At 44.1% G+C, this 15,118-nt stretch carries 13 protein-coding genes; all 13 read left to right on the forward strand.

Annotated features, from left to right (window positions below):
- Positions 1-7: 7 nt before the first annotated feature.
- The 13 genes from secE to rpsJ all read left to right on the forward strand — a co-directional run bounded on the left by secE (position 8) and on the right by rpsJ (position 15,094).
- On the forward strand, positions 8-199 hold the full coding sequence (secE, locus tag D1627_RS13035) for a preprotein translocase subunit SecE (protein WP_119432703.1): 192 nt from the start codon (positions 8-10) through the stop codon (positions 197-199).
- Positions 200-208: 9 nt separating this feature from the next.
- Positions 209-769 carry a transcription termination/antitermination protein NusG gene (gene nusG, locus D1627_RS13040; protein WP_119432704.1) on the forward strand — a complete coding sequence of 187 codons (561 nt, stop codon included), beginning with the start codon at positions 209-211 and terminating at the stop codon, positions 767-769.
- 12 nt (positions 770-781) lie between these two features.
- Complete coding sequence (rplK, locus tag D1627_RS13045) at positions 782-1,225, forward strand: 50S ribosomal protein L11 (protein ID WP_119432705.1); 444 nt, start codon at positions 782-784, stop codon at positions 1,223-1,225.
- A gap of 14 nt (positions 1,226-1,239) precedes the next feature.
- Positions 1,240-1,932 (forward strand): 50S ribosomal protein L1, encoded by a 693-nt coding sequence (gene rplA / locus D1627_RS13050; protein WP_119432706.1) that lies wholly within the window; start codon positions 1,240-1,242, stop codon positions 1,930-1,932.
- Positions 1,933-1,936: 4 nt separating this feature from the next.
- Complete coding sequence (gene rplJ / locus D1627_RS13055; RefSeq protein WP_119432707.1) at positions 1,937-2,461, forward strand: 50S ribosomal protein L10; 525 nt, start codon at positions 1,937-1,939, stop codon at positions 2,459-2,461.
- Positions 2,462-2,504: 43 nt separating this feature from the next.
- Complete coding sequence (gene rplL / locus D1627_RS13060; RefSeq protein ID WP_119432708.1) at positions 2,505-2,885, forward strand: 50S ribosomal protein L7/L12; 381 nt, start codon at positions 2,505-2,507, stop codon at positions 2,883-2,885.
- A 161-nt stretch (positions 2,886-3,046) separates the two neighbouring features.
- Positions 3,047-6,919: a DNA-directed RNA polymerase subunit beta gene (rpoB, locus tag D1627_RS13065; RefSeq protein WP_119432709.1), complete on the forward strand. Its 3,873-nt coding sequence runs from the start codon at positions 3,047-3,049 to the stop codon at positions 6,917-6,919.
- Positions 6,920-7,021: 102 nt separating this feature from the next.
- Positions 7,022-11,338 (forward strand): DNA-directed RNA polymerase subunit beta', encoded by a 4,317-nt coding sequence (gene rpoC, locus D1627_RS13070; protein ID WP_119432710.1) that lies wholly within the window; start codon positions 7,022-7,024, stop codon positions 11,336-11,338.
- A gap of 8 nt (positions 11,339-11,346) precedes the next feature.
- Positions 11,347-11,664 (forward strand): DUF3467 domain-containing protein, encoded by a 318-nt coding sequence (locus D1627_RS13075; protein ID WP_119432711.1) that lies wholly within the window; start codon positions 11,347-11,349, stop codon positions 11,662-11,664.
- A gap of 104 nt (positions 11,665-11,768) precedes the next feature.
- A complete protein-coding gene (gene rpsL, locus D1627_RS13080; RefSeq protein WP_119432712.1) occupies positions 11,769-12,182 on the forward strand; it encodes a 30S ribosomal protein S12 in 414 nt (137 codons plus the stop codon).
- Positions 12,183-12,202: 20 nt separating this feature from the next.
- A complete protein-coding gene (gene rpsG, locus D1627_RS13085; protein WP_025609049.1) occupies positions 12,203-12,670 on the forward strand; it encodes a 30S ribosomal protein S7 in 468 nt (155 codons plus the stop codon).
- A 3-nt stretch (positions 12,671-12,673) separates the two neighbouring features.
- Positions 12,674-14,779: an elongation factor G gene (fusA, locus tag D1627_RS13090; protein WP_119432713.1), complete on the forward strand. Its 2,106-nt coding sequence runs from the start codon at positions 12,674-12,676 to the stop codon at positions 14,777-14,779.
- Between the two features lie 9 nt (positions 14,780-14,788).
- Positions 14,789-15,094 carry a 30S ribosomal protein S10 gene (gene rpsJ, locus D1627_RS13095; protein WP_007654312.1) on the forward strand — a complete coding sequence of 102 codons (306 nt, stop codon included), beginning with the start codon at positions 14,789-14,791 and terminating at the stop codon, positions 15,092-15,094.
- Positions 15,095-15,118 lie beyond the last annotated feature (24 nt).

A 15,118-nucleotide genomic window follows, 5' to 3' on the forward strand; every position in this document is an offset into this window, starting at 1 on the left:
CGAAGCAATGAGCAATATAAGAACCTATATTAACGATACTGTGGAGGAGATGAGAGATAGAGTCTCCTGGCCAACATATAGCGAATTGCAGAATAGTTCTGTACTCGTGTTGATCGGTTCTTTGATCTTTGCTTTAGTAGTTGGTGCCATGGACTTCGGTTTCGATACGGTACTGACTTGGTTTTACAACCAGTTTTAAATAGAGTCTATGGCTGATTTAAAGTGGTATGTAGTTCGCGCAGTTAGTGGCCAGGAGAAAAAAGCTAAGGCTTACCTGGAGAATGAAATAATGAGACACAATCTCGATGAGTACGTTCCGCAGGTATTGATTCCTGCAGAAAAAGTATACGAGATGCGTGGAGGAAAGAAAAGAATCAGAGAGCGTAGCTTCTTTCCAGGTTACGTACTTGTTCACGCTGACCTTTCTCATGGTGAAGCAGAGCATATTATTATTAGTACCCCAGGTGTAATTGGCTTCTTGGGTACGGAAGAAAAAGGCTCTGTAAGTAAAAAGCCAGTGCCTTTACGCCAGTCTGAAGTGAACAGGATCCTGGGGACGGTAGACGAAGCAGAAGAGCAGGCTGAAGTTCTTGACACTCCATTTGTAGTAGGAGAGATAGTGAAAGTGATGGATGGTCCTTTCAGTGGTTTCTCAGGCACAGTAGAGGAGGTGTTCGAAGAACGTAAGAAGCTTAACGTTATGGTGAAGATTTTCGGAAGAAACACACCAGTTGAGCTAAACTACATGCAAGTAGAAAAAGAATCGTAGTAAATACATAGAATGGCAAAGGAAATAAAAGGTTATCTGAAACTTCAGATAAAGGGAGGTGCCGCGAATCCATCGCCACCGGTTGGACCTGCACTTGGTTCTAAGGGTCTTAATATCATGGAGTTCTGTAAGCAGTTCAATGCTAGAACTCAGGATAAGGCTGGCCAGGTGTTACCAGTGTTGATTACAATTTATGCAGACAAGTCATTTGACTTCGTTGTTAAAACTCCACCTGCTCCAGTGTTACTGATGGATGCCGCTAAGATTAAAGGCGGATCTAAAGAGCCTAACCGTAACAAGGTTGGTTCGGTATCATGGGATCAAATTAAGGAGATTGCAGAAACGAAGATGCCTGACCTGAACGCTTTCAAACTGGAATCAGCCATGAAAATGGTAGCAGGTACAGCAAGAAGCATGGGTATCACAGTGTCTGGCACAGCTCCGTGGAGCGAATAACAAGTTGAAGGAAAATGGCAAAGATTTCAAAAAATAGAAAAGCGGCTTTAGCTAAAGCCGATCTAACAAAAGAATATTCTTTAACAGATGCCGCTTCAGTTGTAAAGGACATTACCTTCACAAAGTTTGATGCATCTGTTGATATTGATGTACGTTTAGGCGTGGATCCACGTAAGGCCGACCAAATGGTTCGTGGTATCGTTACATTGCCTCACGGAACTGGTAAAGAAGTAAAAGTACTTGCCCTAGTTACTCCTGACAAAGAGCAGGAAGCTAAAGACGCTGGCGCTGACTTCGTTGGTCTTGATGATTATATTCAGAAAATCGAAAAAGGTTGGACGGATGTTGATGTAATTATCACGATGCCTGCAGTTATGGCAAAGGTAGGTCGTTTAGGTAGAATCCTGGGTCCTCGTAACCTGATGCCTAACCCTAAGTCGGGTACAGTTACTCAAGATGTAGCTAAAGCTGTTAAAGAGGTTAAAGCCGGTAAAATCGACTTTAAAGTTGATAAATTCGGTATCATCCACACTAGCGTCGGAAAAGTTTCCTTCTCTGCAGAGCAACTTGCTGCTAACGCACATGAGGTTATTCAAACACTTAACCGTTTGAAGCCTGCCTCTGCTAAAGGTACTTACATCAAGAGCATCACATTGTCTAGCACAATGAGCCCGGCCGTAACTGTTGAGAAGAACGCAACTATCTAAGAACATGACCAGGGAAGAAAAAGAGATAATTGTAAAAGACCTGAGCGAGAAGCTAGCTAATACTAACTACTTCTACATTACTGATGCTTCCACAATGAGTGTAGCTGGCATCAATGCGTTCAGAAGATTGGCATTCGATCGTGGTATCGAATACAAAGTGTACAAAAATACACTTATCAAGAAAGCGCTAGATACTTTAGAAGCTGACACTTCTGCGCTGGATGAAGTTTTAAAGGGCGCTTCCGGTATCCTGTTCTCTAACGAGGCAGGCAATGCTCCTGCAAGACTACTCCAGGACTTCAGAAAGAAAGGCAACCCGCTTCCCCTGCTGAAAGGTGCTTATATTGACAGCGGAATTTTCGTTGGTGATGAGCAGCTTGATGCACTGACTAAGATCAAGTCTAAGGATGAGCTTATTGGCGACATCATCGGGCTTCTTCAGTCTCCTGCGAAGAACGTGGTTTCTGCCCTTCAGAGCAGCGGTGGTAAACTAGCCGGTATCTTGAAAACTTTATCAGAAAAAGAATAATTTAAAAAACGTAATCAATAAGTAACTTTTAATTTCTATAAAAATGGCAGATTTGAAAGCATTCGCTGAGCAGTTAGTAAACTTAACTGTTAAAGAAGTTAACGAACTAGCTACTATCCTTAAGGATGAGTATGGCATCGAGCCTGCTGCTGCTGCTCCAGTAATGGTTGCTGGTGGTGGTGGTGCTGAAGGAGGAGCTGCTGCAGAGGAGAAAACTTCTTTTGACGTAATCCTTAAGTCAGCTGGTGCTCAGAAACTAGCAGTAGTTAAGCTTGTAAAAGAGCTTACTGGTCTTGGTCTGAAAGAGGCTAAAGAACTAGTTGACGGTGCTCCTAAGACACTGAAAGAAGGTGTAGCGAAAGACGAGGCAGACTCACTGAAGAAATCTTTGGAAGAAGCTGGTGCTGAAGTGGAGGTTAAATAATCTCGCTTTATCAACATACTGAGAACAGGTAGACCTGGCAAATTCGTCAGGTCTTTTCCTGTTTGTATATAGATTCAAATAAAATTGGATCTTTTTTTTGCCCACAGCTGTTTTGGACTCTGTGTGCTAGTAAATGATTATAAACGTAAAATTCCAAGGCTTTGGCTAAGAATAAAACGACAGATAGAATCAATTTTGCCTCTATTAAGCCGGTAATTGACTATCCTGACTTCCTTGATGTTCAGGTTCAGTCATTTCAGGATTTCTTTCAGTTGGAAACCCCGGCTGAAAATAGAGCGCAGGAAGGTTTGTTTAAGGTATTTGCCGAGAACTTTCCTATCTCCGATTCACGCGAAAACTTCGTACTGGAGTTTATCGATTATCATATAGATCCTCCAAAATACTCTGTTGATGAGAGCATCGACAGAGGCCTTACCTATTCTGTTCCGCTTAAAGCAAAGCTTCGCCTGATCTGTAACGATGAGGACAACGAAGACTTTGAGACAATTGAGCAGGAGGTATTCTTAGGCAACATTCCATACATGACAGAAAAAGGCTCCTTTGTGATCAATGGGGCTGAACGTGTTATTGTATCTCAGTTGCACCGTTCTCCAGGCGTGTTCTTTGCCCAAAGCAAGCACACGAACGGAACAAAGCTATATTCTGCCAGAATTATTCCTTTTAAAGGATCTTGGGTTGAGTTTGCTACAGACGTTAACAACGTGATGTACGCATACATTGACCGTAAGAAAAAATTCCCTGTAACAACGCTTCTCCGTGCCATTGGTTATGGTACAGATAAAGATATTCTAGACCTATTTGGGCTATCTGAAGAAGTACCTGCAGATAAAGGTACCTTAAAGAACTCTGTTGGTCGTAGGTTAGCTGCCCGTGTTCTTAGAACTTGGACAGAGGACTTTGTGGATGAGGACACCGGAGAAGTTGTTTCAATTGACCGTAATGAGGTTATTTTAGAGCGCGACTCTGAGATAACTCCAGAAGATATAGATGTTATACTTGATTCTGGTGTGCAGTCCATTATTCTGCACCGTGAGAATGTTAACATCGCTGATTACGCTATTATCTATAATACACTGCAGAAAGACAACTCTAACTCAGAGCAGGAAGCAGTTGAGCAGATTTATCGCCAGTTACGAAATACAGAAGCGCCAGACGTAGAAACAGCACGTGATATTATCCAGAAGCTGTTCTTCTCTGACAAGCGTTACGATCTTGGCGAAGTTGGTCGTTATAGAATCAACAAAAAGCTAGGTTTAGATACAAACTGGGAAGCGAAAGTTTTAACGAATGAGGATATCGTCCTGATCGTTAAGTACCTGATCGGTTTGATTAACTCTAAAGCTGTAGTGGATGATATTGACCACTTAAGCAACCGCCGTGTTAGAACCGTAGGCGAGCAGCTTTACGCTCAGTTCGGTGTTGGTTTGGCTCGTATGGCGCGTACCATTAAGGAGCGTATGAACGTGCGTGATAACGAAGACTTCAAGCCAGTTGACCTGATCAATGCGCGTACCTTGTCTTCTGTGATCAACTCATTCTTCGGAACGAACCAGCTTTCTCAGTTCATGGACCAGACTAACCCTCTGGCAGAGGTAACGCATAAGCGTCGTGTTTCTGCCTTAGGACCAGGCGGTCTGTCCAGAGAGCGTGCTGGTTTCGAGGTTCGTGACGTTCACTATACACACTATGGCCGTCTGTGTACGATCGAGACACCAGAGGGACCTAACATCGGTCTGATTTCTTCACTGTGCGTGCACGCGCGTGTTAACCATATGGGCTTTATCGAGACACCTTACAGAAAGGTAGTTGAGGGTAAAGTTGTAGTTGATGGCTCTGTGGAGTACCTGACTGCTGAAGAAGAAGATACTCACCACATTGCTCAGGCAAACGCGCTGATTGATGATAACGGTAACTTCGTAAATGAGCGTGTGAAGGGCCGTTTCGAGGGTGACTTCCCGGTTGAAGAACCGAATACTTATACATACATGGACGTTGCGCCAAACCAGATTGTATCGGTAGCAGCATCATTGATTCCTTTCCTGGAGCATGATGACGCCAACCGTGCCTTGATGGGATCAAACATGCAGCGTCAGGCAGTTCCACTTCTTAAGCCTCAGGCACCTATCGTTGGTACCGGTTTGGAAGGTAGAGCAGCTATTGACTCCAGAGCACTGGTAATTGCCGAAGGCGAAGGAGTAATTGACTTTGTTGACGCTAATAAGATTGTTGTAAAGTATGACCTGACGCACGAAGAGAAACTAGTCTCTTTCGATGCAGAGTATGTTACTTACAACCTGATCAAGTTCAGAAGAACGAACCAGGATACTTGTATCAACCTGACGCCTCTTGTTAAGAAAGGCGAGCGCGTTACCAAAGGTCAGCCACTATGCGAGGGCTACGCAACGAACAAAGGCGAGCTTGCACTTGGACGTAACCTGCAAGTGGCCTTCATGCCATGGCAAGGGTATAACTTTGAGGATGCGATTGTAATCTCAGAGAAAGTAGTTCGCGATGACGTGTTCACTTCAATCCACATTGAAGAATTTGAGCTTGAAGTACGTGAGACGAAGCGTGGTGAAGAAGAGCTTACTTCAGAGATTCCTAACGTAAGCGAGGAAGCTGTTCGCAACCTTGATGAAAACGGAATTATCCGTATCGGTGCTGAGGTAAGTGAAGGTGATATCCTGATCGGTAAAATCACTCCTAAAGGCGAAACAGATCCAACTCCAGAAGAGAAACTTCTGCGTGCGATCTTTGGAGATAAAGCAGGTGATGTGAAGGATGCCTCCCTTAAGGCGCCGCCGTCACTTAATGGTGTGGTAATCGATACCAAACTATTCTCTCGCCCAAAGAAAGATAAAAACCTTCGCGCTAAATCTAAGAAAGAGGTTGAAGAGCTTAAGGTTAAATACTCTAAGGAGCTGACTTCTATTAAAAATGTGATGGTTGATAAACTTGTTGAGCTGCTGGAAGGCAAAACTTCGCAAGGTATCCGTCACAAGTTTGGAGATGAGATCCTGACTAAAGGTGTTAAGTTCTCGAAAAAGAACATTGTTGAGGCGTTATTCCCAGAGAAAAACCCTTACAAAGACGAGAGCAACTATGCCGTGCCAGAAGAGGTGAATATGTTTAAAGACCTTATTCTGGAGAACTGGACAACTGACGAACAGTCTAACAGCATGCTGGTTGAGCTTGTTAAGAACTATAACAAGCGCCGTAACATCGTTTCTGCCCACTTTAAGCGCGAGCGCTTTACATTAGAGGTCGGAGATGAGTTGCCAGCAGGTATCGTTCAGCTTGCTAAAGTATACATCGCCAAGAAGCGTAAGCTGAAAGTCGGTGACAAGATGGCTGGTCGCCACGGTAACAAAGGTGTTGTAGCCCGTATTGTGCGCGAAGAGGATATGCCATTCTTAGAAGATGGAACTCCAATGGATATCGTTCTGAACCCACTTGGTGTACCTTCAAGGATGAACATCGGTCAGATCTACGAGACTGTACTTGGATGGGCAGGGCTTAAATTGGGTAAAACATATGCTACTCCAATTTTCGACGGTGCTACGGAAGAGCAGGTTTCTGCAGAGTTGGCTGAGGCTGGCCTACCACACTTTGGCCGTTCATACTTGTACGATGGCTTGAGCGGTGATCGTTTTGACCAACCAGTTACAGTAGGTGTGATTTACATGCTGAAGCTGGGTCACTTGGTTGACGATAAGATGCACGCTCGTTCTATCGGACCATACTCATTGATTACGCAGCAGCCACTGGGTGGTAAAGCACAGTTCGGTGGTCAGCGTTTTGGTGAGATGGAAGTGTGGGCGTTGGAAGCCTTCGGTGCCTCTAACGTGCTGCAGGAAATTCTTACAGTTAAATCAGATGACGTAATCGGCCGGGCTAAGGCATACGAGTCGATTGTAAAAGGCGACGTACTGCCGAAACCGAATATACCGGAATCATTCAACGTACTGATTCACGAGTTGAGAGGTTTGGCACTAGAGATTACGTTAGAGTAGAAAGTATAAAGCAAAGCGCTGGGGCAAAAGCCAAAGCGCTTTGCATACTTATACAGGTTAAGCTGTAAGGCATATTCATTGTATCGACATTATTCTAATAATATGGCATTTGCGAAAAACAAAAAGCTAACTCAGGACTTCTCTAAAGTTACGATCAGCTTGGCTTCGCCAGAGTCAATTCTGGAGCGTTCCAACGGAGAGGTAACTAAGCCTGAGACCATAAACTATAGAACCTATAAGCCTGAGATGGGTGGTCTGTTCTGCGAAAGAATATTCGGACCCGTAAAGGACTGGGAATGCCACTGCGGAAAGTATAAAAGAATCAGGTACAAGGGCATCATCTGCGACCGTTGCGGCGTAGAGGTGACCGAGAAAAAAGTACGCCGCGAGCGTATGGGCCACATTGAACTGGTAGTTCCTGTAGCGCACATCTGGTACTTCAAATCTCTTCCGAACAAAATCGGTTATCTGTTAGGCTTACCTACTAAGAAGCTTGACCAGATTATCTACTATGAAAGATATGCAGTAATCCAGCCAGGTATCCTTGCAGAAGACGGTGTGAATACACTAGACTTCCTGACAGAGGATGAGTACCTGGACATGGTTGACAAACTGCCTCGTGAGAACCAAATGTTGGATAACAACGATCCTAACAAGTTCATCGCGAAAATGGGTGCTGAGGCTCTTCAGATGTTATTGGAGCGCATCAACCTAGACGATCTTTCTTACGAGCTTCGCCATGCGGCAGCTCATGAGACATCACAGCAGCGTAAAGCTGAGGCATTAAAGCGCCTGCGTGTAGTTGAAGCATTCCGTGATGCAACAACTCGTATCGAGAACAGACCTGAGTGGATGGTTATCCGTATGGTGCCTGTTATTCCACCAGAGCTTCGTCCGCTTGTTCCGTTGGATGGCGGGCGTTTCGCTACCTCTGACTTGAATGACCTGTACAGACGTGTTATTATCCGTAACAACCGTCTGAAGCGCCTGATCGAGATCAAGGCTCCTGAAGTAATTCTTCGTAACGAGAAGCGTATGCTACAGGAAGCGGTAGACTCATTGTTCGACAACTCACGTAAGGTGAACGCTGTTCGTGCTGAGGGTAACCGTGCGCTGAAGTCGCTTTCTGATATGCTGAAAGGTAAGCAAGGACGTTTCCGTCAGAACTTGCTTGGTAAGCGTGTTGACTATTCTGGTCGTTCGGTAATTGTGGTTGGTCCTGAACTGAAGCTGCATGAGTGCGGCCTGCCTAAGAACATGGCAGCCGAGCTTTTCAAGCCGTTCATCATCCGCAAGCTGATTGAAAGAGGCATCGTTAAAACGGTAAAGTCTGCTAAGAAGATTGTAGATCGTAAAGACCCTGTAGTTTGGGATATCTTGGAGAATGTGCTGAAAGGCCATCCAGTACTCCTTAACCGTGCTCCTACGCTTCACAGGCTTGGTATACAAGCCTTCCAGCCTAAACTGATCGAAGGAAAAGCGATTCAGCTACACCCGCTAGTATGTACGGCATTCAACGCCGACTTTGACGGTGACCAGATGGCAGTGCACGTTCCATTAGGACCTGCTGCTGTACTGGAAGCCTCTATGCTGATGCTTGCCTCGCACAATATCCTTAACCCTGCTAATGGTGCTCCTATAGCAGTACCTTCTCAGGACATGGTACTTGGTCTATACTATGTATCGAAAGGAAAGCGTAGCACAGAGAATGAGAAAATTGAAGGCGAAGGTATGAGCTTCTACTCTGCGGAGGAAGTCGTTATCGCCATCAACGAAAAACAAATATCAAAGCATGCTTACATTAAGGTAAGAACGAAGATTAAAAACGAGCAAGGCGAACTTGAGACTAAGTTGATCGAAACAGTAGCCGGCCGTGTGATCTTTAACCAGTTTGTACCTGAAGAAGTAGGTTATATCGATGAGCTGTTGACGAAGAAAAAACTTCAGCAGATCATTTCAAGAGTATTTAAGGAAACTGGTATGGCTCGTACAGCTCAGTTCCTTGATGATATCAAAACTCTAGGATTCCAGTCGGCTTATAAAGGCGGTCTATCAATGGGTCTGGGGGATATTAATATTCCAGCGGAGAAGGAAGTACTAGTTGAGCAGGCTAAAAAAGATGTAGATGCTGTATGGCAAAACTACTCAATGGGTCTGATCACTGATAACGAGCGTTACAACCAGGTAATTGATATCTGGACACGTATCAACAACCAGATTACTGAAACGTTGATGCGCCGTCTGGAGAATGAAGACCAAGGCTTTAACTCAATCTTCATGATGATGCACTCGGGGGCCCGTGGTTCGAGAGAGCAGATTCGTCAGTTAGGCGGTATGCGAGGTCTGATGGCTAAACCACAGAAATCATTACAAGGCTCAGTTGGAGAAATCATTGAGAACCCAATCCTTTCAAACTTTAAGGAAGGTCTGGATGTAATCGAATACTTCATCTCAACACACGGTGCGCGTAAGGGTCTTGCCGATACAGCCCTTAAGACTGCAGATGCTGGTTACCTAACTCGCCGTCTGGTAGACGTTTCTCAGGACGTAATTGTGAACGAGGAAGACTGCGGAACCCTGCGTGGATTGGATGTAAGCGCCCTGAAGGACAATGAGGATATCGTAGAGTCTTTATCAGAGCGTATCTTGGGCCGCGTGGCTGTTCACGATGTATTTGATCCAATTTCAAATGAAATTATCGTAGAGTCGGGTGTTGAAATCACAGAGGAGGTTGCAAGAGCAATTGAAAATACTGCAATTGAGTCTGTTGAAATCCGCTCAGTACTAACATGTGAGTCTAAACGAGGAATTTGCGGTAAGTGCTATGGCCGTAACCTTGCAACTGGCTTCATGGTGCAAAAAGGAGAGGCTGTTGGTGTAATCGCTGCGCAGTCAATTGGTGAGCCGGGTACTCAGCTTACTCTACGTACATTCCACGTGGGTGGTACGGCATCTAACATTGCAGTAGAGGCGACTATACTAGCCAAGTTTGGTGGTAAAATTGAGTTTGAAGATGTTCGCTCGTTAGATACAGTTAACAACGAAGGTGAGCCGGTAAAAGTGGTGATGGGGCGTTCAGGCGAGGTTAAGATCGTCGACCCGGCCACAGGTAAACTGCTGATCAGCAATCACGTGCCTTACGGCTCGTTCCTACATGTAAATGAAGGGCAAGTTGTTGAGAAAGGTGCTCAGCTATGTAACTGGGATCCGTACAACGCGGTTATACTTTCAGAATTCGATGGCGAGATTTCATATGAATCCATTATCGAAGGTATCACCTATCGTGAGGAGTCAGATGAGCAGACAGGTTACCGAGAGAAAGTTATTATCGATACTAAAGATAAAACTCAAAACCCTGCCATAATAGTTAACCCGAAAAACGGGGAGTCAAAAGGCTACAACATTCCAGTAGGTGCCCACTTGACAGTGGAGAACGGTGAGAAGATTAAAGCGGGGCAGATCCTAGTTAAGATTCCACGTGCCATTGGTAAAACCCGAGATATTACAGGTGGTCTGCCACGAGTAACAGAGTTATTTGAGGCTCGTAACCCGTCTAACCCTGCTGTAGTTTCGGAGATTGACGGTGTAGTAACTTATGGTAATGTGAAGCGTGGTAACCGAGAGATCTTCATTGAGTCTAAGGACGGAGTGAAGAAAAAATATATGGTTCCACTTTCTAAGCACATCCTGGTTCAGGATAACGACTTTATCCGTGCCGGCATGCCGCTATCTGACGGAGCAATAACTCCAACGGATATCCTAAACATTCAGGGACCAGGTGCAGTGCAAGAATATCTGGTAAATGAAATTCAGGAAGTATACCGTTTGCAGGGTGTAAAGATTAACGATAAGCACATCGAGGTAGTTGTACGCCAAATGATGCAGAAAGTGGTTGTAGTGGATGCCGGTGATACAAGCTTCTTGGAGAACCAGACAGTTGACAAGATCACATTCATGGAAGAAAATGATCATATCATCGATATGAAAGTTGTAGAAGATGCAGGTGATTCAGCTACACTGAAGCCAGGACAGATTGTTACGCCACGTCGTCTACGTGATGAAAACTCTAGCCTGAAGCGTCGTGACCTGAAGTTGGTAACTGTTAGAGATGCACAACCAGCTGTTTCTCGACCAACCTTACAAGGTATCACTCAAGCCTCATTGGGCACACAAAGCTTCATCTCTGCTGCGTCATTCCAGGAAACTACTAAGGTTCTGAGCGAAGCCGCAATTAGAGGTAAGGCTGATGAGCTACTTGGATTGAAAGAAAACGTAATTGTAGGTCATCTGATCCCTGCAGGTACGGGTCTGAGAGAATATCAGAACCTGATTGTAGGAAGCCAGGATGAGTATGATGCTTTGGTAGAGTCTAAGAAAACTACTTCAAAATCGAAGCAACAGGAACTGCAAAGTAAATAAGTATAAGAATGGCTGAAGACCTGCAAAAACAGAATCAGATTAACATTGAGCTGTCAGAGGAGATTGCGGAAGGAGAGTATGCAAACCTTGCGATGATTGCCCACTCAAGCAGCGAATTTGTGATTGATTTTATCAAATTAATGCCAGGACTGCCAAAAGCTAAAGTGAAGTCAAGAATCGTTATCACACCAGAGCATGCCAAAAGACTTTTGGCTGCTCTGGCAGATAACGTTAAGAAGTATGAAGCAAGCTTTGGCGAAATTAAGCACACGCAAGAGGCTCCTTCTTTCCCGATGAACTTCGGAGGAACTATGGGAGAGGCCTAAGGTGCAGAGAATTAATGAATTAAAATTTTGAAATTGCAAAGCGATTTTTATACCTTTGCAGACCAAAATTTAAAGTGAAAAGATCTTTAATTAACAGCTAGTAAATGCCTACTATACAGCAATTAGTAAGAAAAGGTAGAGAAAAGTTGACATTTAAGTCAAAGTCTCCTGCCTTAGATTCATGCCCACAGCGCCGTGGTGTATGTACTAGAGTATATACAACCACGCCTAAGAAGCCAAACTCTGCAATGCGTAAAGTTGCAAGGGTAAGACTTACAAACGGTAAGGAAGTTAACGCTTACATCCCAGGTGAAGGCCACAACCTTCAGGAGCACTCTATTGTGCTTATCAGAGGAGGTAGAGTAAAAGACCTTCCAGGAGTACGTTACCACATTGTACGTGGAGCTCTTGATACTGCCGGTGTAAATGGTCGTCTTCAGTCACGTTCTAAGTATGGTGCTAAGAGACCAAAACCAGGACAGGCTCCAGCTGCTGCAGGCAAAGGTAAAAAGAAATAATCCCCTAGAGTTTTAATACAATGAGAAAAGCAAAGCCTAAAAGTAGAATACTCCTTCCTGATCCAAAATACAAAGAGACATTGGTAACTCGTTTCGTAAACTATCTAATGGAAGATGGTAAGAAAAGTGTTGCCTATGGAATCTTCTATGATGCTGTAGATCTAGTAGAGCAAAGAACCAAAGAAAACGGTCTCGAGACTTGGAAGAAGGCATTGAACAACATCATGCCAAGCGTCGAAGTAAAGAGCCGCAGGGTTGGGGGTGCTACTTTCCAAGTGCCGACTGAGGTCCGTCCGGATCGCAGAGTATCTCTTGGTATCAAATGGATGATATCATACTCTCGCAAAAGAGGTGAGAAGACAATGAAAGATAGATTAGCAGGTGAAATTATTGCAGCTGCTAAAGGTGAAGGTGCAGCCGTTAAGAAAAAGGACGATACGCACAGAATGGCAGAAGCGAACAAAGCATTCTCTCACTTTAGATTCTAAATTATGAATAATCGCGATCTAAAATACACAAGAAATATTGGTATTGCAGCGCACATTGATGCTGGTAAGACAACTACCACTGAACGTATCCTTTACTATGCTGGTGTAAGCCACAAAATTGGTGAGGTACACGATGGTGCTGCTACCATGGACTGGATGGAGCAGGAGCAAGAGCGTGGTATTACCATTACTTCTGCTGCAACAACTGTAAGCTGGCCATATAGAGGTGATAACTATCACCTGAACATTATTGATACTCCGGGTCACGTTGACTTTACTGTAGAGGTAAACAGATCTTTGCGTGTACTGGATGGTCTTGTATTTTTATTCTCAGCTGTAGATGGTGTAGAGCCTCAGTCTGAGACTAACTGGCGCCTTGCTGATAACTATAAAGTTGCTCGTATCGGTTTCGTAAACAAAATGGACCGTTCAGGCGCTGATTTCCTTGCTGTATGTAAGCAAGTTAAGGAAATGTTAGGAAGCAATGCTGTTGCTCTTCAGTTACCAATTGGGTCAGAAGACAACTTCAGAGGCGTTGTTGACTTGGTAAACAACCGTGGAATTATCTGGAATGAAGATGATAAAGGTATGACCTTTACTGAAGTTCCAATTCCAGACGATATGGTTGAAGAAGCTGAAGAATACAGAGAAAAACTTCTGGAAGCTGTAGCGGAGTATGATGAGACTCTGATGGAGAAATACTTCGAAGATCCGGAGTCAATTTCTGAAGCAGAAATTATTGCGGCACTTCGTGCTGCAACAATCGATATGGCTATCGTGCCAATGCTTTGTGGTTCTTCTTTCAAGAACAAGGGCGTTCAGACGATGCTTGACTACGTGATGGCACTTTGCCCATCCCCGCTAGATAAAGAAAGCATTAAAGGTACAAACCCAGATACAGGCGCTGAGATCTCTCGCAAGCCAAGTGTAGATGAGCCGTTTGCAGGTCTTGCGTTTAAAATCGCGACTGACCCTTATGTAGGTCGTCTTTGCTTCGTAAGAGCTTACTCAGGCGTTTTAGAGTCTGGATCTTACGTGTTTAACACTCGCTCTAACAACAAAGAGCGTATTTCACGTATCTTCCAGATGCACGCTAACAAGCAGAACCAGATTGAAAGACTTGGAGCTGGAGATATTGGCGCTGTTGTAGGCTTTAAAGACATCAAAACAGGAGATACATTGTGCGACCAGAATGCGAAAATCATTCTTGAGTCAATGGAATTCCCTGAGCCTGTAATCGGGTATGCTATTGAGCCTAAGTCTCAAGCTGATTCTGATAAAATGGGTATGGCAATCGCCAAACTTATCGAAGAAGACCCTACGCTTCAGGTTAATACTGATGAAGAGACAGGTCAAACTATCCTTCGTGGTATGGGTGAACTTCACCTGGAGATCATCATCGACCGCATGAAGCGTGAGTTTAAGGTTGAACTGAACCAAGGTGCGCCTCAGGTAGCTTACAAAGAGACAATCACTAAGAGCATTGAGCACCGTGAGGTATTCAAGAAGCAGTCAGGTGGTCGTGGTAAGTTTGCCGATATCGTGTTCGAAATGGGACCGCGTGAAGACGGCAAGCAAGGTCTAGAGTTCGTAAATGGAATTGTTGGTGGTGTGATTCCAAAAGAATTCATCCCTGCAGTTCAAAAAGGATTCGAAGAGGCAATGAAGAATGGTATTCTTGCAGGCTTCCCTATCGACTCTATGAAAGTACGTCTATTCCATGGTTCATTCCACGATGTAGACTCCGACTCATTGTCATTTGAACTTGCTGCACGTCAGGGATTCAAAGAAGCTGGTAAGCAATGTGCACCAAAACTTCTAGAGCCTATTATGGCAGTAGATGTTGTTACTCCAGATGAATATACTGGTCCGGTAACAGGTGACTTGAACAGAAGAAGAGGTATCATGAAAGGAATGGATACTAAAGGTACTGCTACAGTGGTTAAAGCTGATGTTCCACTTTCAGAACTGTTTGGTTACGTTACAGATTTACGTACAATCACTTCTGGTAGAGCTACTGCTTCACTAACATTTGCTCACTATGAGCAGGTGCCGCAAAACTTGGCAGATGCGATCATTGCTAAAATCAAAGGAACAGCAGCTAAATAGTAGTATAAGATGAATCAAAAAATTAGAATAAAACTTAAGTCTTACGATCACAATCTGGTAGATAAGTCATCAGAAAAAATTGTGAAAGCTGTTAAAGCTACTGGTGCTATCGTAAGCGGTCCAATTCCTCTTCCAACTGAAAAGGATAAATTTACAGTGCTTCGTTCTCCTCACGTAAACAAGAAGTCTCGTGAGCAGTTTCAGCTTTGCACTTACAAAAGATTAGTAGATATTTATTCTACTAGCTCTAAAACAGTAGATGCATTAATGAAGCTTGAATTGCCAAGTGGAGTTGATGTAGAAATCAAAGTTTGATAACTACGATATTACTAAAAAAAA

The organism is Pontibacter oryzae, from assembly GCF_003576375.1.
In the GTDB taxonomy this organism is placed as follows: Bacteria; Bacteroidota; Bacteroidia; order Cytophagales; family Hymenobacteraceae; genus Pontibacter; species Pontibacter oryzae.